The sequence below is a fragment of the Methanosarcina sp. WH1 genome (assembly GCF_000970005.1).
GTDB lineage: Archaea > Halobacteriota > Methanosarcinia > Methanosarcinales > Methanosarcinaceae > Methanosarcina.
The window spans coordinates 3,462,361-3,485,083 of the sequence record NZ_CP009504.1; the positions used below are offsets into that span (position 1 = coordinate 3,462,361).

General features: G+C 41.9%; 21 protein-coding genes and 2 pseudogenes. 12 read left to right on the forward strand and 11 right to left on the reverse strand.

The window, feature by feature from the left end; all coding sequences use genetic code 11:
• Positions 1-173: 173 nt before the first annotated feature.
• The 5 genes from nifB to queC form a co-directional block, all read right to left on the reverse strand.
• Complete coding sequence (gene nifB / locus MSWH1_RS15255; protein ID WP_048129785.1) at positions 174-1,148, reverse strand: nitrogenase cofactor biosynthesis protein NifB; 975 nt, start codon at positions 1,146-1,148, stop codon at positions 174-176.
• Between the two features lie 217 nt (positions 1,149-1,365).
• A complete protein-coding gene (gene queD, locus MSWH1_RS15260; RefSeq protein WP_048129786.1) occupies positions 1,366-1,719 on the reverse strand; it encodes a 6-carboxytetrahydropterin synthase QueD in 354 nt (117 codons plus the stop codon).
• 114 nt (positions 1,720-1,833) lie between these two features.
• Complete coding sequence (locus tag MSWH1_RS15265) at positions 1,834-2,601, reverse strand: 7-carboxy-7-deazaguanine synthase QueE (protein ID WP_048129787.1); 768 nt, start codon at positions 2,599-2,601, stop codon at positions 1,834-1,836.
• Positions 2,602-3,162 carry a DUF366 family protein gene (locus MSWH1_RS15270; protein WP_048129788.1) on the reverse strand — a complete coding sequence of 187 codons (561 nt, stop codon included), beginning with the start codon at positions 3,160-3,162 and terminating at the stop codon, positions 2,602-2,604. It lies immediately after the preceding gene.
• Positions 3,163-3,255: 93 nt separating this feature from the next.
• Positions 3,256-3,951 (reverse strand): 7-cyano-7-deazaguanine synthase QueC, encoded by a 696-nt coding sequence (gene queC / locus MSWH1_RS15275; protein ID WP_048129789.1) that lies wholly within the window; start codon positions 3,949-3,951, stop codon positions 3,256-3,258.
• 212 nt (positions 3,952-4,163) lie between these two features.
• On the opposite strand from queC, the gene MSWH1_RS15280 reads away from it, so the two are divergent.
• Together MSWH1_RS15280 and MSWH1_RS15285 are read left to right on the forward strand one after the other, a co-directional pair.
• On the forward strand, positions 4,164-4,664 hold the full coding sequence (locus MSWH1_RS15280) for a metallophosphoesterase (protein ID WP_048129790.1): 501 nt from the start codon (positions 4,164-4,166) through the stop codon (positions 4,662-4,664).
• On the forward strand, positions 4,657-5,043 hold the full coding sequence (locus MSWH1_RS15285; protein WP_052723190.1) for a putative zinc-binding protein: 387 nt from the start codon (positions 4,657-4,659) through the stop codon (positions 5,041-5,043). The genes MSWH1_RS15280 and MSWH1_RS15285 overlap by 8 nt, the downstream gene beginning before the upstream one ends.
• A 62-nt stretch (positions 5,044-5,105) precedes the next feature.
• On the opposite strand, the gene MSWH1_RS15290 is transcribed toward MSWH1_RS15285, so the two are convergent.
• The 5 genes and pseudogenes from MSWH1_RS15290 to MSWH1_RS15320 all read right to left on the reverse strand — a co-directional run bounded on the left by MSWH1_RS15290 (position 5,106) and on the right by MSWH1_RS15320 (position 11,520).
• A complete protein-coding gene (locus MSWH1_RS15290) occupies positions 5,106-5,807 on the reverse strand; it encodes a metallophosphoesterase (protein ID WP_048129791.1) in 702 nt (233 codons plus the stop codon).
• Between the two features lie 160 nt (positions 5,808-5,967).
• Entirely contained in the window at positions 5,968-7,896 is a 1,929-nt protein-coding gene (locus MSWH1_RS15295) for a hydantoinase/oxoprolinase N-terminal domain-containing protein (protein ID WP_048129792.1), read from the reverse strand.
• A 238-nt stretch (positions 7,897-8,134) separates the two neighbouring features.
• Positions 8,135-9,072 (reverse strand): annotated as a pseudogene (locus tag MSWH1_RS18580) (transposase); the annotation flags it as partial.
• 628 nt (positions 9,073-9,700) lie between these two features.
• A complete protein-coding gene (locus MSWH1_RS15315) occupies positions 9,701-10,534 on the reverse strand; it encodes an ABC transporter permease (protein WP_048129796.1) in 834 nt (277 codons plus the stop codon).
• Complete coding sequence (locus tag MSWH1_RS15320) at positions 10,531-11,520, reverse strand: ATP-binding cassette domain-containing protein (RefSeq protein ID WP_048129797.1); 990 nt, start codon at positions 11,518-11,520, stop codon at positions 10,531-10,533. The genes MSWH1_RS15315 and MSWH1_RS15320 overlap by 4 nt, the downstream gene beginning before the upstream one ends.
• A 1,041-nt stretch (positions 11,521-12,561) precedes the next feature.
• On the opposite strand from MSWH1_RS15320, the pseudogene MSWH1_RS19415 reads away from it, so the two are divergent.
• The 7 genes and pseudogenes from MSWH1_RS19415 to MSWH1_RS15350 form a co-directional block, all read left to right on the forward strand.
• Positions 12,562-12,747 (forward strand): annotated as a pseudogene (locus MSWH1_RS19415) (IS5/IS1182 family transposase); the annotation flags it as partial.
• Positions 12,748-13,034: 287 nt separating this feature from the next.
• Complete coding sequence (locus MSWH1_RS15325; protein WP_048129798.1) at positions 13,035-14,441, forward strand: ammonium transporter; 1,407 nt, start codon at positions 13,035-13,037, stop codon at positions 14,439-14,441.
• A 1-nt stretch (position 14,442) separates the two neighbouring features.
• Positions 14,443-14,790: a P-II family nitrogen regulator gene (locus tag MSWH1_RS15330; RefSeq protein WP_082088177.1), complete on the forward strand. Its 348-nt coding sequence runs from the start codon at positions 14,443-14,445 to the stop codon at positions 14,788-14,790.
• 77 nt (positions 14,791-14,867) lie between these two features.
• Entirely contained in the window at positions 14,868-15,299 is a 432-nt protein-coding gene (locus tag MSWH1_RS15335) for a hypothetical protein (RefSeq protein ID WP_231585409.1), read from the forward strand.
• A gap of 114 nt (positions 15,300-15,413) precedes the next feature.
• A complete protein-coding gene (locus tag MSWH1_RS15340; RefSeq protein WP_369798542.1) occupies positions 15,414-15,782 on the forward strand; it encodes an Hsp20/alpha crystallin family protein in 369 nt (122 codons plus the stop codon).
• 94 nt (positions 15,783-15,876) lie between these two features.
• On the forward strand, positions 15,877-16,185 hold the full coding sequence (locus tag MSWH1_RS15345) for an Hsp20/alpha crystallin family protein (protein WP_048129800.1): 309 nt from the start codon (positions 15,877-15,879) through the stop codon (positions 16,183-16,185).
• A 192-nt stretch (positions 16,186-16,377) separates the two neighbouring features.
• Positions 16,378-16,602: a DUF1059 domain-containing protein gene (locus MSWH1_RS15350; protein WP_048130685.1), complete on the forward strand. Its 225-nt coding sequence runs from the start codon at positions 16,378-16,380 to the stop codon at positions 16,600-16,602.
• 40 nt (positions 16,603-16,642) lie between these two features.
• Here the strand turns inward: MSWH1_RS15350 and MSWH1_RS15355 are convergent, their stop codons facing one another.
• On the reverse strand, positions 16,643-17,122 hold the full coding sequence (locus MSWH1_RS15355; protein WP_048129801.1) for a TspO/MBR family protein: 480 nt from the start codon (positions 17,120-17,122) through the stop codon (positions 16,643-16,645).
• Positions 17,123-17,632: 510 nt separating this feature from the next.
• Here MSWH1_RS15355 and glnA point away from each other — a divergent pair.
• The 3 genes from glnA (at position 17,633) to MSWH1_RS15370 (ending at position 22,721) form a co-directional block, all read left to right on the forward strand.
• Entirely contained in the window at positions 17,633-18,976 is a 1,344-nt protein-coding gene (gene glnA, locus MSWH1_RS15360) for a type I glutamate--ammonia ligase (protein WP_048129802.1), read from the forward strand.
• Between the two features lie 1,184 nt (positions 18,977-20,160).
• Positions 20,161-21,213 (forward strand): glutamine amidotransferase family protein, encoded by a 1,053-nt coding sequence (locus MSWH1_RS15365; protein ID WP_048129803.1) that lies wholly within the window; start codon positions 20,161-20,163, stop codon positions 21,211-21,213.
• Positions 21,210-22,721: a glutamate synthase-related protein gene (locus MSWH1_RS15370; protein WP_048129804.1), complete on the forward strand. Its 1,512-nt coding sequence runs from the start codon at positions 21,210-21,212 to the stop codon at positions 22,719-22,721. The genes MSWH1_RS15365 and MSWH1_RS15370 overlap by 4 nt, the downstream gene beginning before the upstream one ends.
• The last annotated feature ends 2 nt before the right edge of the window (positions 22,722-22,723 follow it).

Below are 22,723 nucleotides of genomic sequence, written 5' to 3' on the forward strand. Positions count from 1 at the left end.
TATAAAGATGAGCCGAAGAATTAAATGTACCGAAAAAAATATGTACTTTATAAAAATTGGGATTCTTTAATCTGAATAATTCCTGTTTAAAGATAGAAGATATTCCTGTTTAAACCTTCAGATAGAAGATATTAGACTTCAGATTTCAGTCTAAAATCTTCAATCTGATTTTCTCAGTCTTTTTCTTCCTTGTCGTTTTCGGTAAGGATCTCTTTTGCTTTTTCCATCTCTTCTTTTGTCTGGATTTTTATAATATTCCTGCGCTCTTCGCTCATCTGCGACATGTCCTGGGCAAGGAGTCCGTAAGCATCGGCCCTGCACTGTCTGCAATGGCGCATCTGCATAACGTAAGGCTCGCAGGCTGCCTGAACGTCTTTCCGCTCTTCGGCTGTGGGGGGTTCAAGGTCTGCAAAGGCACCCTGGTTAATCAGGGGCATGACATTCATAATATAAACCCCGAGTTCATTGAGTTTTTTTGCGATCTCGACTACATGTTTGTCATTGATGGTCGGGGTGAGCACGGTGTTGACTTTGACAACAATTCCTGCATCAACAGCGGCTTTTATTCCCTGCAGCTGGTTTTTAATCAGGATCTCTGCAGCTTCAACTCCCCTGTAGACCTTACCATGGTAGACTATATGGTTTACGATCTTTGCCTGGATTTCTGGATCAATTGCATTTACCGTAACCGTTAGTGTGGAAACTCCCACGCGCAGCATGTCCTGCAGTTTTTCGGGAAGCATGAGTCCATTTGTACTCATACAGAGTGTTATTTCAGGGAACTCTTTTCTTATAAGTTCAAAGGTCTCAAAGGTTTCATCATTAGCCAGAGGGTCTCCTGGACCTGCAATTGCAACGACCTTGATGAACGGATATTCTGCCAGGATCTGTTTTGTCTTTTCAAGAGCTTCCTCCGGAGTCAAGACTTGACTTGTAACCCCTGGCCGGCTCTCGTTTACGCAATCGAATTCCCGGACGCAAAAGTTGCATTGAATATTACATTTTGGGGCCACAGCCAGGTGAATTCTCCCGTATTTATGCTGGGCGTTCTTGTCGTAACAGGGGTGCTCTGAAATCTTTCTCCGGAGCTCTTCCCCGAGTATGGGGCCGTTATTGGGCTTGTCTATAGATTGGTTTTTTTCTGGCAAATTATTCTCCTCCGTTCAGAATTTAAAAGTGAAGTAAAATCTCAGTAAAAGGGGATATTAGGATATTTTAAGCATTTATGATGCAGACCCTTGATATACATTTTGGAATCATTTAGAGGTATCTTTAAACCTTTTTTGTAATATTTTTAAGACTATTTCTTAACTATTGCGGAATCCGATACGAGTAATAATGCCTGATCTATTCGAATATACCTATTCAATCCGAAAAATTATCCAGTTCGCACCACTTACCTTTTCCTTCCCAGACTCTCACAAGAAGAGGAAAGCCGAACCTTTCCAGAAGTTTGGAATGGATATGCTGGCAGAGATGTTCAGCACTGGGGAACTCTATGATGTCGTTTAACAGGGTATGGTCATATCCCTGGAGAGTTTCCTTTATGCCTTTTTTCAGGTCATAAAAATCAATTACCATCCCGTTTTCCCGGACTTCTCCTTCTACCACTACCTCTATTTTGTATGTATGACCATGTACTCTTCCGCATTTCCCGTGTCCTGGAAGGTAATGGGCGCTGTCGATATAATCAATAATTCCCAATTTCATATTTGTCATTTTATTAACCCCTTTTTGATCTAACTACTTCTGCCATTAAACCGTTTGCTGTCTATTGATTCTAGTTTTTCTTTTTGAATGTTGTTCTAAATTTAATCTGATCTTCTGTTATGGTTATAAGCACCCCCACATCCTGTGAGTCTGAGGAATGATTCGCGTGTCGATTAGTTCAAGCAGGGTTTTCTGCAGTTTTATAATGGCCTGCACAGAGGCCTGTGTAAACCGTGAGGTCCTTACCGCACTACCAACTGGCGTTTCTGGCTGGAGGATTATACAGGATACATAGGAAGCTATTGCTTCTGCAGCCAGAACCACAGTTTCAGGTTTTGTTTCCCTGCCTACAACAATCTTGCAAAAGCAGTCTCTTGAACTGTTTTTTCTCAAGAGCCTGAAGCACTCAATCGTATTTTCCACATGCGCCTCCCGGGCCTCGGGGAGAATTTCCCTGAGAGCTTCCGGAAGTTTAAAGTCCCCTGCAACATATGCGATATTTTCACGTAACTTCCTTGCCTGCTCCGGCAAAGTCATATTGGATTCAAGGTATAGAGGTACGGAGAGGTTCAGTCTTTCTATGAAATCTGCATGCAAGAGAGGCTCTCCTCCTGTAAGGGATACAGAATGAAGTTTTTTGAAAGGCTGCAGCATGGATTCCAGTTTTTCTACACTTACGGGGTTTGGGACCTTTTCGAAAATACCACTTCCCTCGACGATTTCATAATCGCAGGTCCCTGGATTTCCAAAGTTCGTATCACAATAATTGCAATTAAGGTTACAGCCTGAAAACCGGACAAAAGCCTGCCTTGTACCAACGTGAGGACCTTCTCCCTGTACTGAGCAGAAGACCTCTCTTATGGGGGTGGCTTCATAGCTTGAAAAGGACATTTATACCACCCCCAGCGGGCGAGATTTTCGGAGATCCTTTTCGATGTCCTCAAATTCCCTTACGTAAGCTTCCCCTATTTCCTGCATGAACCGCACAATGCTTTCATCGTCCCCTATTCCGGCTTCTTTCAGGTTTCCATATACATCATGGGAAACGTTGATCCCGAAGTGGATCTTCTGGGAAACGGCAGAGGTGCTGGCAATTGATACAGTCAATTTTTTCCCTTTTAGGAAAAGATCATCTCCTCCTCTTGTGGTGTGGATTCCCAATCCAACAAGGTGTTCCCTTACAAGGGCGGTAAAAAAGCGCTGACGTGCATAGACCAGTTTAAGGTCAGTAGAATCAAAATGTTCTATAATGAAACTCACCATGTCTTCGGACCAGATAGACTCGTTTGCCCTCCGGTCTTCAAGGTCAATCATGTGCTCGATTTTTACATCACATGTACCTCTGAAAACAATAATCGAGTCTTCCTGCACTCCGAAGCTGTTGTATGCCCAGAGGGAATAAATCTGGCTCCCGTCGTAGTCAAATTTTTCGGGTAGGATAATGCACTTCATAGAGATCTCCCTGTAACTCTTTTTGTAACGCATTCTATTGTATTCTATTCAGTGTCATACTCTGTAGCACTCTTTCTGGATGATTTTTCAGATTTAGATTCCAGACCTTTCCAGAAGCGGGTCTTTTGCACCTGCGTTTTTAAATGCTCTGGCTCTTCGCACACAGCTTTCACATTCCCCACAGGGAGATTCTCCCCCGTGGTAGCAGCTCCAGCTGTATTCCAATGGTGCCTTTACTTCAAGAGCCTTTTTTACGATCTCTGTTTTTCCGAGTTTGATAAGGGGAGCCAGTACCCGTACTCCGTTATGAGTTGAATAAGAAAAGGCGTGGTCCATTGCCTGTACATAGTCCAGGGAGTTGTCAGGGAAGGTCCCGGCTTCTTCTCCATTGAAACCCACCACCAGGTAATCACAGTCTCTGCTTTCGGCAAAGCTTCCTGCAATATTCAACATGACCCCATTCCTGTTCGGAACCCAGACAGCTTTTGCAGTTGCTTCGGTAATTGCGGCAGGAGCTGCTTCATCAATATCTTTAAAGGACAGAGCAGGAACGTCCTCTTTCCTGTTTACGAGGGATGTATGGGTTATTTCTGCAAGCCAGTCTAGCTTGATGACCCTATGTTCTATTCCGAAATGTTCACAGACCTTTCGGGAGTTCTCGATCTCCCGCCCACATGCCCGCTGCCCGTAATCGAAGGTAAGTGCCATCTCAATTTTCAGACTCTCAGTTGCAATCGCAAGAGCTGCAACCGAATCAAGCCCACTGCTCAGAAGGGTTATAGCTTTCATTTTTAACTCACTTACTATAATTTTATGGGAAATTTCCCGATATTGGATGCTCGTCCAGGATGGGAGAGGTATTCTTCAGATATTATTTCGGTAATACCTCTAACTTATATTTAAAAATAACTGCCTTTCTGGTAGGAGCATCTCCCTTTCTGAGAAACCCGGGGCATGTATTAAATATTCAGAACGTCTAATATTAAAGGAGGTGGGATTACTTGATAGGAATTATTTCGGATTCGCACGATAACCTGACAGCTATCCAGAAAGCTGTGGATTTCTTCAACAAAAAACAGGTAAAAGCTGTGCTGCACGCAGGGGATATTATTTCTCCTTTCACGATAAGGGCCTTTAAAGAACTAAGTCCAAAACTCTATTTTGTCTTCGGAAACAACGACGGAGACAGAGTAACCCTTACAAGATGGTTCGAGGAAATAGGAGCCGTCTCCTGCGGGAATTTTGGGGACCTGACGATTGAAGGGATGCATATTGCCCTCCTGCACGGAACAAACGAGGCGCTGGTCAAAGCCCTTGCCAAGTCCGGGGATTTTGACGTAGTGATTCGGGGCCATACCCACGATCCGGGCGTTAAAATGATCGATGGGACCCCTGTGATAAATCCAGGGGAATGTTCAGGGGTGCTTTCAGGAAAAGCCACTGTTGCAATCCTTGAGATTGCAAACCTGAACGTTGAGATTACAGAACTCAAGATTGACTGATCGTCCCTCACTTATATATAATTATTACATAAAAAGAAGAAATACCCTCATTTTTGCCTGTTCAGGTCTCTCGAACACCGGAAAACTTACCATGCAGGCAGCTTCAACTCTCACCTTCAGGAGACCGGATATTTATCGAGCTGCTGCTGCGCACAAAGGAGTTGAAGCAACAGAAAATGCAGCCTCCGAAAGCTTCAGAATTATGGCTCTTGATGGTTGCACTGACAGGTGTGATACAAAAAAGCTCGACGAAGCCGGAATACAGGCTGATGTTTCCCTTATGGTCACGGAGCTCGGGATTGAAAAAACCAGACCTTCGGATGTAAACCCAGAGTATATAGAAAAAAATTATCCGGGCTATAAAAGAAGCCTGAATTAAATCAATTATATGAATTTGTGATTTTATCTTAATATTTATTTTTTAACCGGGTCCCTTTACTTTTAGTATCCCCTTCTGAGAATGTCTGTCAGTTCCTCTGCATGCGGCATTCGTTCTTCTATTTTCGTGCAGACTGCATCGATATCATACTCAAGTCGGAAGATTTCAGTTTCTCCGGTTTCTGTGTTAAAGACTGCACAACTTGCCCTTGTGTCCCTGTCTCTTGGCTGTCCCACAGAACCCGGATTTATGATTGTCAGGTTTCCCAATTTCCTGTTCATGGGAATATGTGAGTGCCCGACTACGAGGAATTCGGCATTAACAGGTTCCATCGGGTCTGCAAGCATTGCCATGATATCTTCGTCCGAAGTCTCAGGCTTTATGTATTCAAACATAGACCTTGGGCTTGCATGGGTTAAAAAAAGCTTCTTTCCATCGATCTCTTCCTTGAGGACGAGAGGAAGATTCTGCAGATATTCCATATATGACTTATCGAGAACTTCCCACGTATATTCCCGGGTTGCGATTGAGAGGTGCTTGTACTTATATCCGCACTGGCAGTCCATCTTAAAGGCAACAGCGTTGTCGTGGTTGCCCCGGATAGTGGGAATTCCTTTTTTTTTCAGGAGGTCTATGCATTTGTCCGGGTCAGGCCCGTAGTCCACTATATCTCCAAGGCAGATTGCCCTGTCATGCGGAACATCAAGGACTGTCTGGAAGGCTTCAAGGTTTGCGTGGATATCGGCTATCAACAGGACTTTCATGTTTTTCTCCTTTCTAATAATAGGTTATAGTTTCTATATGGCTAAAAATTGAAATGGCCTGGTCTAAAAAAATGTGGGCCTAATGATCCTTGTCTACTGATTTTAGTCTGTGGATCTTCAAAATGAGAAAGAAAAGAGCCTGAAATCCGAAAAATTTGTTTCAGTCAGGCAGCCTTCGCATTCCTACCCCCATTACCAGTAGATTTGTTTCCATAGGGGGATGGGTCCAGCCCTCAGGTGAGATGGTCTTTTTATCAATGGAAACATCAACCTGGTTTCCACTAAGACCGCAGTCTTTCATATAGTCCGTAACAATCTTTTTTCCGAGTTCTGTTGCTGCGTTCAGGGCTTCTGTGTATGAATCAAACCTTAGCCTTCTTCCGGGCGCAAAGACTAAAAAATCAGCATCTGGAGACACCAGGCGTGCAGGCCTGATCAGAATTTCCACTCTTTTGATGCCTTTTCCTGCAAGAGCTCCTACTGCGTTTCCTACTTCGGCATGTTCGGGAACGAGAATTTCAGCGTCTATGAATTCTTCGAGTTCTTTCCTGTGCGCTCGCACAGGGCCACCGAGCAGGACAACAGGGATTCCAAGCTTGAACTTTGCAGGGTAGTTTCCATCCAGGATTTTTTCAATGGCTGTGTATGGCACTCCTTGCAGGAGATATGAAAGGAGAGAAAGCACCATGTTCCTTGCCACCCTCTTTTTTACGGCAGTGCAGAATTCCCCAGGCGTCATGCGCATGAGCCTCGAAAGCCTTTCAGCCCCTATTCGGGAGGCTTCTTCGTTCCAGGCTGCATAGTTTCCAAGCACATGTAAAGCATCAGTTGGTGTAAAACCGATTGCCTGGACAAGGCGCTTTTGAATAAGGGAGTCCAAGGTCTGAGGGAGAAGATCTTTTCTAATAAAGGCTTTGATCTCTTGCACGGAAACTGGTTCATCTCCGATTGCCCCCAGCACTTCAACTTCAGCTTTGCTCAGTTCGCCTGCCGGGTAGCCTGACCTGACAAAAAACTTTGTGGGCTGGATATTTTCGCCGAGGTCTTCTCTGGCAGGGATGGAGGTCCTTTTAAGGTTATTCAGAAAATCCGGGTACTGCACTGCAGCCACTGCGAGGGGTATGACTCTTCTTGGCCCGAGGAAGAGTTCCCTGTCCACAGTCCATATATGGCTGTCTCCACCTGTAGCTGTTGTCTCCATCCGGATTGCCCGAACCCGCGTCTTCCAGCCACCCACAATTGCTCCTTCATCACTCAGGTCAGGGACTCCCATACAGATTGAGGAGATATCGGTACTTGTCCCTCCCACATCCACAACCGCACAAGTTTTCAGCCCTGAAAGGTAAGATGCACCTACGAGGCTTGCTGCAGGGCCTGAAAAGATAGTTTCGATTGGTTTTTCCAAGGCATCTTTTATCCCTACCACCGAACCATCGCATTTTAGCATAAGAAGCTGGGCATTAATTCCCAGTTTTCTTATCTCTGCAATAATGGACTGTACAAACTGCCTGGTTACAGGGATCAACTGTGCGTTCAGAAAAGCTGTAACTGCCCTTTCGTAGGCTCCCAGTTCCTGCGAGAGTTCGTGCCCGCAAACCGCAGGTAGCCCTGTAAGCTTAAGTATGGAGTCCCTCACTTTAAGCTCATGTTCAGGGTTACGTATGCTAAAATAAGAAGATACGGCAAAAGCTGATACTTTGTCCTTTACGCTCAGGGCAAATTCATCGATAGCTTCAAGGTCAAGAGGGGACACCTCTTCTCCGTTGTGGTTATGCCCTCCTTTAGCAAAGAGCACATGTCTTGTGGGCAGTTCTTTCTCAAGGGGATGATCCCCTATGAGAATAAGGGCTACGGGAAAACCTGTCCCTTCAAGGATAGTATTTGTGGACAGCGTGGTGGAAACCGAAACAAGTTTTACGTTTTTGAGATACTCCGAATTAAGACCCTCAATTACCTTTTTGATACCGGCAAGGGGATCAGGATAGGTAGTAAGAGCTTTATTTGAATCTACAATTTCCCCATCCGAGTCCTTTATGAGCACTGCATCGGTGTAAGTACCCCCAGCATCAATTCCAAGGCTATAATGCATAATGAAAATAACTCCTTTTTCTAATTATTTTTGTTTTTTAGTTATTTTTTAGTTATTTTTTAGTTATTTTTTAGTTATTTTTTAGTTATTTTTTAGTTATTTTTTAGTTATTTTTTAGTTATTTTTTAGTTATTGAAATGTGATACTTCATTGAAATAATCAGACTATGTTAAAACTAACGTGGGTAAGGTATACCAAACATAAGATAAAAGGAATTGCTTTATGGTGCTTTTTTTTCTTAACTCTCAGCCAAGTGTTTTAACCCCTTTTTGTCACTAATAAAGAACGCAGTAATTGTCCCTGTAAAAAATATGTCCAAAAAGAAGTATTCTTTTACAGAACGCATCGTATATCGGTATAAATTCTCCATATTGCACGTTTTTTTGGTTAATTTAAATACATCCTCAATGAGAGATCTAATAGGCTTAAGTCCTCCCCAATTTTCCATCAAAGCTTTAAATTTTGCTACAAGTCTTGTATACATTTTCTTTTATTCTTCCGCATTTCTTTTTGAATCAAATATGTTCAGAGGATAGCTTAACATGTCGAAAAATTTATAATAATTACAATTTATCCTTAGAAAAATAATCGGAGCTATTTTGTATTTTGCTATTCCTATTACATAATTTTCATGTGAAAAATAACCTTTATCGAAATAAAGTACATCTCCTGGTCTTATTTTCTTTCTTCTCTTTAGCTCTTCTAAAATCTGGGGATAAACCGTGTATTCACTAACATTTGCTTCATTAACGATGAAAGCTAAAGGTTTTAAGCTTGGATATTCCATGGCAAGACTCAGTTTCATCCCTATGAAATAACCTCGATGTTTAGAGTGTCCCCATTTAAATTCTCGATCTTCTAGCATCTTTTTGCTAATTTTTCTCTAAACCAATTAAGATCAAGATTGATGTCTGTGCTATCGATTATGATATGGCTTAAACCTCATTTACACCGAGAACAGATATTGTTAAGTAATCCAATTACAAAGTTGATAAACTGCTCTGAATCAAAGCCACTCATGATATTGTATACTTCATTTTCAGAAGGTATTAACGTTATTTTCATAAATTTTCGTAATTTATTCTTTTCTTCCAATTCTTTGACTACATAGGAAATTTCAAGGCAAAAATACATGCTCAGAATGACGATTTTTAGGGCAGGTATTGATTTTTCAAAAGATAATTGTGAAAGAATTTCATGCATCTTCGGTAAAGAGAGAATCATGATAAATTGCCCTATTTCTGCGATATATCTCGAAAACATATATTGATCTGAAGTTGGAACAGGGTATCGATTTTAGTTTCGGTGTTCGAAATTTGAGATTAATTTTTGCTCTAAAATCGATAACATACAGGCAAGAAAATTCCTTAACCGAAGACGCATGGAAAGAATTTGCTTGGTGGATCGTAAATCAAAAACGTTTAATATCTCTGAAAACAATTTCCATTTGTAATCTTCGTTTATTGGGATAAGCAGAGGTTTCACAAACAAACACTAAAAGAGGATTATAAGCCCACTTCAATAAATTTTACGAATTTTAACGACATGAAATTGAATTTTAAGCAAAAATAAAATTTATTTTAAAAAAAAACTAATTTTAATGGTATTTGAGGGAATAAAACATATATAATACTTATTGTGTCATAAGATTTTTTAGGTCCTTAAATTGCTGATCACTGTGAGCATTAAATTAAGAGCACTAAAGCGATTATTTATCTCTACTCTGAAAAATTCAGGTAAATCCTAGTTTAAAATTGGAGTGCCAGATAAAAAAGTGAAAAAAAAGGAAATTAGGGTAGTTTATTTACACATCCACCTTCTCGAACCTCCAGAGTGCCGTAGATAACATTACGGAGGCGAAGAACAGAAGGCCCAGGAAAGATATGATGATATCTGCTGGAGTATACATATAGTGAATACCCATTACAGTAAAGTTATTCCCTAAAGCAAAGTAACGGATTCCATCTGCCAGAAGTGTTAGCGGATTAAACATTGAGAGAAACCTGAGGACAGCAGGGAAGGCATCAATGGGATATAATGCATTGCTTATAAAGAACAGGGGCATACTGAACAGGGTAAGAATAGACTGCATTCCTTCAGGGTTATCAATTGTGATGGCAATAGAACCTGAAAGGAAAAGGAAACCCAAAGAGAAAATTCCTACAAGTAAAAAGATGCCTGTAATTGAAATAAGAGTTTCAGTAAGTGTATACCCCGAAAAGAAATCCATTCCAATCAGTTTCCCAAACCCTATTATTATGAAAGTTTGAATAAATGCTTTCGTTACGCCAGAAAGCCCGACACCCAGGATGATGTGAAATCTGGGTGTCGGACTTGCGAGAGTTTCCCTTAACAGACTAAACTTTTTGTCAAACATAAGAGAAGTCCCACCAAAAAGGCTGCTGAACAGCACATCCATAGCAATTATTCCTGCGCCCATATAGGAAAGGTAATCAACATTCCGTACCCCTTCGAGGGGCGGGATCATAGCGGTCAGCTGGTCAAAACTACCTGACATTGCAAGTCCGAAAAATGCCAGCCACATCACAGGCTGGATCAATGAACTAATAAGCGTCGATTTGAATCTGAAAAACTTCACCATTTCTCGCCAATATATGGCCTGAAATTCGAAATTCATTCAGAGACCCCCTCGTTGTTTATTCCTTCGCTTTTTTCCTGCGGTTCTCCTTCTCTCAAACCATGCCCGGTGTAGTGAACGAAAACATCATCCATGGAAGGCTTTTTGATGTTTATGGTCGTAATTTCTATTCCTGCCTTTCTGATTTTCTCTATAATTTGAGGAAGTACGTGAGTTACATCTTCTCCGATCATAACCCTCAGAGATTTTGTATCTTCGGTTACGGTTTTTACTGACCCCATTGCTCTTAAAATCTCTGCAACGGTTTCATTATCATCGGTTTCCAGATAAATAAGGTCTTTACCGAGTTTGTTCTTTAATTCATCTGCTGTTCCGGTTACGATAATTTTTCCATAGTCAATTATGCTAATCCTGTCACTGAGCTGATCGGCTTCTTCCATATAATGGGTGGTCAGGAATATCGTAGTGCCTTCTTTCTTAATCTCTCTCAAATAATCCCACATTCTCATTCTGGTCTGGATGTCAAAACCTATTGTTGGTTCATCCAGGAAAAGAACTGCAGGTTTCGTCATCAATCCCCTTGCAAGCTCCAGTCTTCTCTTCATACCACCACTCAGCTCTTTTGCCAGGGTATCCCTTTTGTGTTCAAGCTCCGTTAGTTTTAAAAGCTCTTCAATACGTATTTTTCGTTCTTTTTTCGGCATTGAATAGATCTTACCGTGGTATTCCAGATTCTCACATACAGTCATTTCGTGGTCAAGGCAAAGCATCTGAAAAACAATACCAATTGACTGTCTTACATATTTTGATTCCTTTGCCACATCATACCCGTTTACTTTAGCTTCTCCTTTCTGGATCTTCCTAAGAGTCGTAAGAATATTAATCACAGTACTCTTGCCTGCTCCATTTGGACCAAGAAATGAGAAGATTTCCCCCTCTTTCACATTAAAACTGATATTATCAACGGCTTTTATAGAGCCATATTCATGCTCAAGGCCATTGACCTCTATGACATTTGCGGTCACTTATAATCAACTCCCTTCCCACTCCGTATTGAACTTACTCTATCACTCTGACTAAACCCCACTTTAGAGCGATAAGAGACACAAGATATTTGTTGAAACAATTAAGTTCGGATAAATATCAAGATAGTTTTACACAAGTAGTTGTAACTCAGTAGGTTTATATAATTAGGAAACATAGATCCTAAACTAATATTCCATAAGCTCCTTGTTTTCTGTTTTAACTGTAGGGGGGATAATTAAGATCCTGCTTAATCATTCTTTATTTCGTGGATTGAATGTCCAATAAGTTTCTCGAGTTTGGTTTTTTTAAAATATTTTTTTCCATAACAATTTTTATTCAATAGGGATCAAAAATAAAAAGGAGATATCTTTATATAAAGGGATTTTACTTGAAGGAATATGGGATACTGAAATATAAAGGGATTTTACTCAAAGGAATATGGGATACTGAAAAACAAAAAATTTCCTTTGGGAAGGGATAAAAAGAGACTGAAAGGGTTACGGACAAATATAAAATAAAGTAATACGGACAAATATAAAATAAAGTAATACGGACAAATATAAAATAAAGTAATAAGTTTTCATCGTTATTTACAATCCCCCACTTTAGATACCTGTAATTGATGAAAACTCAAGAAAAGTCGAGACGGGAATTCCACTGCATCTTTTATAAATAAGGTCAAGACTGAACATTGTATCCTGTATATTGATCTACTTTTTTGATAAATACATTAGGCCCTCTTAAACTTACTATTTAACTGGAACTTATTTTCCATTTTTTTCTGCTAATTAAACCAGATAATAGTTCCCCCAAAAAAAGTACATCTTATTTTTGATATAAAATCGAATTAGGGCCTTAAAAAACCGTAAATATTATTGAAGAGGACGTACAATCCGCCTCTGGCAATATATTATGAAAGCTCCGCTTATACCACTAAACAAAGATTTCAGATGAAAATTGTTATCCGAAATATTAAACGTTTTTTATATGAGATCTTGCAGACAAATTTTCACAAAGAGGAGCATTCTGCCCCTCCATAAAGATCTGTGAGATCAATCATAAAAGATGTATTCAAATTGGCAAAGAAAGCGTACTCTATGGAAGATTTACATAGATATACGAGGATTTCGGTCCAAAATTACTGTTCTTTAGCTGTACTTTTAGTGGGGATAACTGTAAATTACGGCATTAATGAAAGAAAGGAATTACAAGCCTTCTCTGAGTAACGAAGTAAAGAGGAGGCTAAAATACATATTTCTTGTAGCTACTTCAGGCACTTACAGTAATATGTGGATCGGAGTTTATACTGAAATAATCACGTTAGAGCCGGATTAACAATATATTGCAAGCCTGAAACCCAAACATTTCGATTTTTTTGATTATGCTCGAAAAGCAACTTGTATTGAGTGAACAGAACAATGAAATTGAAAGACATTATCGAAACTTATAAATAGTATAAAGTATACAAGCACTTACCGGTTGCCGATAGGAAAAAAGGAGGCAAAAGAACAGTATGAAAAATGTGCAAGGAATAGGAAAATTACTGATAATTACCTGTATGATGCTTATAGCGCTGTCCTCACCGGCATTTGCTGCAACGGCGGAGGAAAACGCAGAATCCATTGAAGAGGTGCAGACTGCACTGACTTTCGTATGGCTGCTTATAGCAAGTGGTCTGGTATTCTTTATGCATGCAGGCTTCTCCCTCGTGGAAGTGGGGCTTACAAGGAGCAAAAACACTGCAAACATCTTGATGAAAAATTTCATGACGGTTGTCATCGGTATCCTGGTCTACTGGGCTGTAGGCTGGGGCGTAATGTACGGGGCCGATGCGGCAGGACTTATAGGAACTAACCAGTTCTTCCTGGCAGGTGCGGACAACGCGCTCTGGAATGGATGGTTCTTCCAGATGGTCTTCGCTGCCACCGGAGCAACGATCGTTTCGGGAGCAATGGCTGAGAGGACCAATTTCAAGGCTTACCTTGTTTACTGTGTCCTGATGGTTGCAGTTATTTACCCTGTATATGGACACTGGGTCTGGAGCGGGGCTGACGCAGCTCTCCTAACCGGAGCCGAAAGCCCGATTGTGAAGGCAATCGGAGTCGCAAGTCATGACTTTGCAGGTTCTGGAGTCGTGCACTCAATCGGAGGATATTCTGCTCTTGCAGGTGTGCTCCTTGTGGGCGCAAGGATAGGAAAGTTCAAGGATGGAAAAGCCATACCTATTCCGGGTCACAACCTGACCTTTGCCTTCCTGGGAACCCTGATTCTGGCTCTTGGGTGGTTGGGGTTCAACGGTGGGAGTACCCTTGACGGAAACGATCCCTACATGAACCTGGTAATAGTCAACACCTTTCTGGCAGCAGCTGCCGGTGCGGTCGTGACCATGGCCATCACCTGGATGAAAACCGGAAAGCCTGACCCATCACTCAGTGCAAACGGGCTCCTCGGTGGGCTTGTAGCAGTCACCGCTCCCTGTGGTTCTATATCAAACTGGGCAGCTATTGTAATAGGAATCGTAGCCGGTATTATCATTTATGCCGGAGTCATGTTCAACGAAAATACACTGAAACTGGACGACCCAGTCGGTGCAATCGCCGTACACGGATACTGCGGAAGCTGGGGCCTGATCTCTGTGGGGCTCTTCTCCATAGGAATCGGAAATGGAATCCTTGCAGATGCAACATACGCTGCTGAAGTGCCAGGGCTCTTCTACGGAGGAGGAATCAGCCTGCTGTTGATCCAGTTAATATCAGTACTGTGTAGCATTGTCTGGGCTTTTGGGATCTCGTTCATAATCTTCAAAATCCTTAACGCCGTAATCGGACTCAGGGTATCTGCAGAAGAAGAAATACTTGGCCTGGACATCAGTGAACACGGAATCAGAGCATATCCCGAATACCTGATGAGGGAGGAATAAAATGGCTAAAATGTACAAGATCGAAGCGATAATAAAACCCCTGAAACTGCATCAGGTAAAGGACGCTCTGGATAGTGCCGGGTTTCCAAGCCTGACAATTATCGATGTTAAAGGGCGTGGCTTGCAAAAAGGGATCGTGCAGCAATGGAGAGGAAAAGAATACTGTGTGGACCTTCTTCCAAAAACCAAAGTAGAAGTAGTTGTGACTGAAGATAAGGTCGAAGAAATCATACAGTTGATCCAGAGCACGGCATATACCGGAGAAATAGGGGATGGAAAAATATTCGTAATCCCTATTGAAACCGTAGTCCGGATAAGAACCGGAGAAAGGAATGGAGATGCCCTTTAACCAGGCACCTTTTTTTCCTTCTTAACCTTAATTAATTATCAAATACTGGAACGATTCAAGGAATGAGGTAAGATACCATGATGACCGAATTCAAATCAGAAACTCCAACCCTTGAAATCCCCCGCGGATACGGCATGTCTGTAATTAAATTGTACTTCTGGGTAGGACTGATTTCCGCAATCCTGCTAAGAGGTATAATCATAGTTGACCATTACAGTGTTTTTTGGGGAAAGGCAATATGGTATCTTGGAGTTGCAGGTTACCTCTGGTTCTTTACACACAGATACCATATTGCGAAGCGAAGGTGTAGCGTAGTTCAAGACCTGGATCTACTTGAAAAAGTGAGGACCAGACAGAAACTTTCAGAAAAAGACCTTGAAGGAATGGAATATCTGCTCTGGAGTCTTTCCGTATCAAAAGAGCGTGCAAATTACCTTGTAATCTCAGTGTTCTCAATAATAGCACTTGCTCTGTCCTTGGGGCTTGATCTGGGAATCCTGAAACTCTGAAAAAGATCCCCCTTACACAGGAACCATTCAATATTTTCCCTTTTTTTTGCAATTATGGCATATAATAACGTTTTTCAGCTATACTAAATTTTATATTAAAAACGTGGTCCAATTTTGAAGGGCCCTCAAATAGATAAGATACATATAAATATCTTAATTGGCGATTTTATTTGGGGGAATATTATGGCGGACATTTTGAAGTTATCACCGGCTATTTGTGCGTATCCAGACGATACATATGAAAATTTGAAAATAGAAGTGGTTCTTCCAGGAGTAGAAAAGGGAAATATTTCTTTTAAGGTTGTGGAAGACGGTTTTTATGTAAAAGCCACCAAAGAAGGGGTTGAATATGCTGACAGTTATGCAGTATGCTGCCCTATAAACCCGGAAAAAGCTACTGCAAGCTATTCAAACGGAGTCCTGAAAGTCACTGTTCCTTATCAACAACCTTTTGAAAATGTAGTGGACGTAAAAATTGAGTAAATAGATATTTGATACGGTTAAGAACGTAAAAATTGAGTAAATAGATATTTGATACGGTTAATTTGCACAATTATTCTTAGAGGGGGAACATTTAATGGAAAATCCCATGCCCAGGATAATAAAAACCCCGGTTATTGCCATGTATCATGATGATAAACATGAAAACCTTACTATAGAACTTGAACTTCCAGACGTCATGGACGAGAATATAACTCTTGTAATGCATGAAAACAGTTTTTACCTTAAAGCCTATAGTGAAACTGTTGAATACTTGGGGTCTTTTTTCCTAGACGGGCCCGTAGATCCGGAAAGGGCTATTGCAGTGAACAATAATGGGATGCTCACCATAAAAGTCCCATATAAAGGGGGATTTGTTTGCGCAAGATATGTTCCGATAGGCTAAAAACTTGAAGATCACAAAAAAAGCCTTTGAAGAAAGCAAAAAGCACCGTTCCAAGAGAAAAAAACCTGAAAAGACTTAATTTTATATCTAATCATTTTTTATTATATTTAGTTTGAATAGAAGAAGACTATTTTGAAGAAGACTATTTTGAAGAAGACTATTTTGATCAGCTTTATTGCAAGAGGAGACACTATGAAAATTGTAAAGTGCAGCGATCTGGGGTTCAAATGCAGCTTCATGGCTGCCGGTAATAAGCTTGAAGAAGTCGAAAAAGCTATGTTTGACCATATAGAAGAAAAACATAAAGAAGAACTTGATAAGATGTCCGAAGATGACATTCACCATCTGAAGCATCGTGTATCAACCCTTCTAGGAAGAAGCTGCGGTTGCGGTGCCCTCCATACTGATGACCTTTAACTCAATTTTTACCCAAAATATTACTCATGAGAATATACAGTTACTGATTAAGAACCCAGATCTGGTAATTAAGCAGCGTTGCAAAACTGACCCAGAGAAGGTAAGGAATGAGGAGATAGGAAGCTGTTTTTGAAATTTTCCAGAACTGTATAGCCGTCAACAGGATTGAAAGCCAGAGCAAGACAATCTCAAGAAAGGCATAATAAGGAGACTGTAGTCCGAAGAACAGGAAAGACCAGAGTATGTTAAGGCCCAGCTGTAACCCAAAAAGGAAAAGTCCTACCTTGACTTCTTTTTGCTGCAGTCCCTTTTCCCATACAAAGTAAAGGGAGATTCCCATAAACGTATAAAGCGTTGTCCAGACAGGGAAAAAGACCCAGGAAGGAGGATTGAAAGCCGGCTTTTCAAGCAAAAGATACCAGCTTTCAAGAGAAGAAGATGTAAATATAGCACCAATTGCCCCTACGAACTGGCAGAGAATTATGGAAACCAGAAGCCTAAAGACATTTACTTTATTCATATAAGCCCCCAGAAAGATATTGTACATCAACACTTATATAATCATAAGTTTGAAAAAAGCTTTAATTTAATATTCCTGTAGTTTAAAACCTTTTGAAAAATCAGCCAGAATGAAAAGAAAAAACCTACCTTCCATAAAAGTCCACAAAAAAATCACCAATTTTCTCAATATGGCCATGAATTAAAAATCAACTCGCCATAATATTGAGAATATTAGACAAATCGGCAATTAATTACCTATCGGCAATTAATTACCTATTTGTGTACATGTGCGGAAAGTGAGTTAAAATTTAAATCCTATTGAGAAATTCATTCCTTTTGGAATGAGATTTATATATAGGATATTAGAATATACGTAGTGAAGCGGGGATAAATCACATAAATATTTTTAAAGTTTGCTTAGCTCTGCCTGGAGCTTTGAGCACATTCTATGCCACAAAAAACATCGAAAAAAGGTATATAACATCAGATAGGTAAATGGTTGCCTACTGCCTAGTGAGGATGAAATCAAATGGTGCAGACGAAAAAGTGTACAACTAAAGAAGATGTATTAGAGGTTGTAAAAGAAAGAGACGTAAAGTTTATCCGAACTCAGTTTACGGATACACTCGGTATCATCAAAAGCTGGGCAATTCCTGCAGAACAACTGGAGGAAGCTTTTGAAAACGGTGTAATGTTTGATGGATCTTCGATTCAGGGCTTTACAAGGATCGAAGAATCTGATATGAAACTCGTGCTTGACCCGTCAACGCTCAGGATCTTGCCCTGGAGACCCGCAACAGGCGCCGTTGCCAGAATTCTTGGAGATGTGTACCTTCCTGATGGAAACCCCTTCAAGGGAGACCCGAGATACGCCCTGAAGAGTGCAATCAGTGAAGCTAAAAAAATGGGCTTCTCAATGAACGTTGGGCCAGAACTTGAATTTTTCCTTTTCAAGCTTGATGCAAACGGAAACCCTACAACCGAACTTACTGACCAGGGCGGATACTTCGACTTCGCACCCCTTGACCGTGCGCAGGACGTACGCAGAGACATTGACTATGCCCTGGAACACATGGGATTCCAGATAGAGGCATCCCATCATGAAGTCGCACCTTCCCAGCATGAAATCGACTTCAGATTCAGCGATGTACTCAGCACGGCAGATAACGTAGTGACTTTCAAATACGTGGTAAAGTCCATTGCATATCACAAAGGGTACTATGCCTCCTTCATGCCAAAACCCCTCTTTGGGGTAAACGGCTCAGGAATGCACAGTAACCAGTCTCTTTTCAAGGACGGGAAAAACGCATTCTATGACCCGGATACCCCTACCCAGCTTTCCCAGGACGCAATGTATTACATTGGTGGACTGCTGAAACACATAAAAGAGTTTACAGCTATCACAAACCCTGTAGTAAACTCCTACAAGAGGATAGTTCCCGGATACGAAGCACCGATTTACATCACCTGGTCTGCAACGAACAGGAGTTCGTTGATCAGGATCCCGGCCACCCGTGGTAATGGAACAAGGGTTGAACTCAGATGCCCGGACCCGGCTTGCAACCCTTACCTGGCCTTCGCCCTCATGCTGAGAGCCGGGCTTGATGGGATAAAGAATAAGATCGAACCCGGAGAGCCTACCAACGTGAACATTTTCCACCTTACGGAAAAAGAACGTAGCGAAAGAGGCATCGACTCCCTCCCTGCAGATCTCAAAGAAGCAACCGATATAATGAAAGGCAGCGCATTTGTAAAAGAAGCGCTCGGAGACCATATATTCCACCACTACCTCTGTGCGAAAGACATGGAATGGAACGAATACAAAGCAATGGTTCATCCCTGGGAACTTGCAAAATACCTCCCTATGCTGTAAGGAAATCATCCGGAAATGCTTACAGTACGCCGGAAAATCTTTAAAGAAAACTAAAAAAAAGATTTCAATAAGAAGTCGGAAAGCACATTTTATCCAGCAGGTGTGCTCCGGCTTTTAAAAAACATCCACAAGGATTGAAAAATGGAAAGATTCCCCTCAGAAAAAAGAGAACTCATTTCGTTGAAAAAAATTATTTTTTTAGAGGAAGAAGTGTAAAACCCATGAAATCTTAATTTCATGGGATATAAGAGTCAACTTTCATACATATTTCAATTGTTGATTCTGCTAAACTATTTTTCGTATTAAGTTAAGTTAATAATAGATACTGTCACCACAACCCAAAATACGAAAACCAAGCTGAAAGAGTTGGATAACAGGGTATCGTGTATCTGAAGGGGTCGGAAACATTAAGCCGGAGAAAACCGGAAACTCCAAGCATCTCAAGTAATCTCACGATCATATATTTCATTTCACCTGTGGTATGCGGGGTAGAGCCTGTATGACTTATCCTCAGTAAAGGGAAGGATGACTCAGGAAGCCGCTAAATCTTTAGTTTAGCGGTAATTCGCTTTATTTAGAGAAAACGGACCGTAAAAAGGATCTCGGTATAAAAATGCTTTCCTCAAGAAATGCTACAATTTCAGTTCAACTTTTTCAAGTTTGGTTTATTACTTTTTTAACAGGCGACAGTATATGAAATTCATCTTACGCAAAAGAAGCTGGCAGCTCTGAGCAGGACAATCATTGTAAACTGCTTGGAGGTCTAACAATACGAACAATATTACATGGGAAGAAAGAGAAATTAAACGGTTAAAACGTCATGCTTTGCAGTATTACTGCAGGCAAGTTTAATTCTAAAAAAAGAAACATATATATATTGTCAAATAGGTACTAAATTACTTACTTCCCTTAGCGGCAACCCTCTCAATTTCTTTGGAAGAAATAAAAGCAGAGGCAGGAAAGCTATCACGAATTCAAATTTATTATATAATGAAGATCAGATGAATTTAAGTGAAATATTCCTTTAATTTACGAAAACTTAGAGAATATCCCCTGAAACCCGGTTTATCAGGCTGGCAAATTTTTTGACTATTTCCAAAAATGAGCCGCAGAAATCTTCAGGGAAATTACTGACAAAGGTACTTAAATCACGTTGATTTCTATCCATTTCTAGAGTGATCAAAATGTGTGGAATAATAGGCTTTATAGATCGAACAAAGTCCAGAATGGACGGGTCGAGCATAAAAGTCGCCCTTAGCCTCATGAATGAAAGAGGTAGTGGAGACGGGGCAGGCTATGCTGCATACGGGATTTATCCCGAATATGCAGACTATTATGCTCTTCATGTTTTCTTTGATAACCTGGCAGAACCAAAAAAGAAGGTTGATGAACTCCTCCAGCAGTGGGGAGAAATCGTTCACCAGGAAGAAATCCCGACTACCCCACAGCCGGGAATAAGAAAGGTCCATATCCCCTGGAGATACTTCTTCAAGCCCTCAAAAGACCTGATAGCAGGAAGAATGAATTCTGAAAATGACGTTGTCACGTATATTGTCATGGAAGTAAACGCCAATGTAAAAGGCGCCACAATCTTTTCCTCGGGGAAAAATATGGGAGTCTTCAAGGCTTCCGGCTGGCCTGAAGATGTAGCAAACTTCTACAGGATTGAGGACTACAAAGGCTACATTTGGCTTGCTCACAACCGCTACCCGACAAACTCTCCGGGCTGGTGGGGAGGAGCCCATCCCTTCAACCTGCTTAACTGGTCAGTAGTGCACAACGGAGAAATTACCTCATACGGTACAAACCAGCGCTATGTCGAGGGATACGGATACAAATGCACTGCACTTACAGACACAGAGGTTGTAGCTTACCTTTTTGACCTGCTCGGAAGACAGCATGAACTGTCATATGAGATGGTTGTCCGGGCTCTTGCCCCTCCATTCTGGGACGATATCGACCGCATGACTGCAAAGGAAGCCGAACTCAACAAAACAATCCGCCTTACATACGGATCTGCCCTTATGAACGGACCTTTTGCTATTGTAGTAGGGACAGATAACGGCATTGTAGGCTTCACCGATAGAATTAAACTGCGCCCCCTCGTCGTTGGCGAAAACGGAAGCAAACTTTACATATCCAGCGAAGAAGCTGCAATAAGAACCCTTGACCCAGAAGTAAAGAACATCTACACTCCCAGGGCAGGAGAACCCATCATAGGGAGGTTTATCGAATGACGCTCGGAAGTGTACCCCCAAAATATAAAGTAAGCATTGACCGCGACCAGTGCATGGACTGCGGACGCTGCATTGAAAACTGTTCCTATGGAGTATACAGAAGAGAAGGCGACAAGATCCTGATCGAGTCCAGGAAATGTACAGCCTGTCTCCGCTGTGTTGCAATGTGCCCAAGGGACGCAATCACCCTTACGGAAAAGCCCGTAGACTACCGTTCCCACCCCATCTGGACCCGGGAAGCCAGGGAAGATATAATCAACCAGGCCCGCAGCGGTAAGATCATCCTTTCAGGGATGGGAAACGTCAGGGACCTTCCAATAATCTATGACCGCCTTCTACTTGATGCCTGCCAGGTCACAAACCCAAGCATAGACCCTCTGAGAGAACCAATGGAACTCAGAACCTATATAGGGAAAAAGCCAAAAAAACTCGAGTTCAAAAAAACCGAAAGTGGAGATGTGGAGCTTGAAACAAAGCTGGCTCCCAACCTGAAACTCGACACCCCCATCATGATCGGGCACATGAGTTTCGGAGCCATCAGCCTTAACTCCCAGCTCAGCATGGCAAAAGCTGTAGCAAAAACCGGGACTTACATGGGAACAGGAGAAGGAGGGCTGCATAAAGACCTCTACCCCTACCAGGACCATATGATTGTTCAGGTTGCTTCAGGCCGTTTTGGGGTTAACATTGACTACCTCGAAAGGGGTGCAGCAATTGAGATCAAGATAGGACAGGGAGCAAAGCCAGGTATAGGAGGACACCTCCCCGGAGAAAAAGTAAACGAAGAAGTCTCCAAAACCCGTATGATCCCCCTGGGCAGTGACGCAATCAGCCCTGCTCCTCACCATGACATTTACAGCATTGAAGACCTTGTCCAGCTTATCAGGAGCCTGAAAGAAGCGACCGAATGGAAGAAGCCGGTCTTTGTAAAGATCGCAGCCGTGCATAACGTAGCTCCCATTGCTGCAGGTATTGCAAGGTCCTCTGCAGATGCAGTGGTTATTGATGGGTTCCGCGGAGGGACCGGGGCAGCCCCGAAGGTCTTCAGAGACCACGTGGGAATCCCAATCGAAGTTGCAATCGCCAGCGTTGACCAGAAACTCAGGGAACAGGGAGTTAGGAATGAAATCTCCATCATTGCAAGCGGTGGGATCAGGAACAGTGCCGATCTTGCCAAGTCCATTGCTCTCGGAGCAGACGCCGTCTACATTGGGACTGCAGCTCTTGTCGCTCTGGGTTGCAGAGTTTGTGGAAACTGTTACAGAAACCTCTGTCCCTGGGGCATTGCTACCCAGCGCCCGGACCTTGTGAGCAGGCTTGACCCCGAAGCAGGAGCAGCACAGGTTTCAAACCTGATCCACGGCTGGACCCTGGAACTCAGCGAACTGATGGGTGCAGCAGGCATCAACAGTATCGAAAGCCTGCGTGGAAACAGAGATCGCCTGCGTGGATATATGCTGGATGAAGGAATGCTTAAAATTCTGGACGTCCAGCCAGCGGGGGCCTGAAT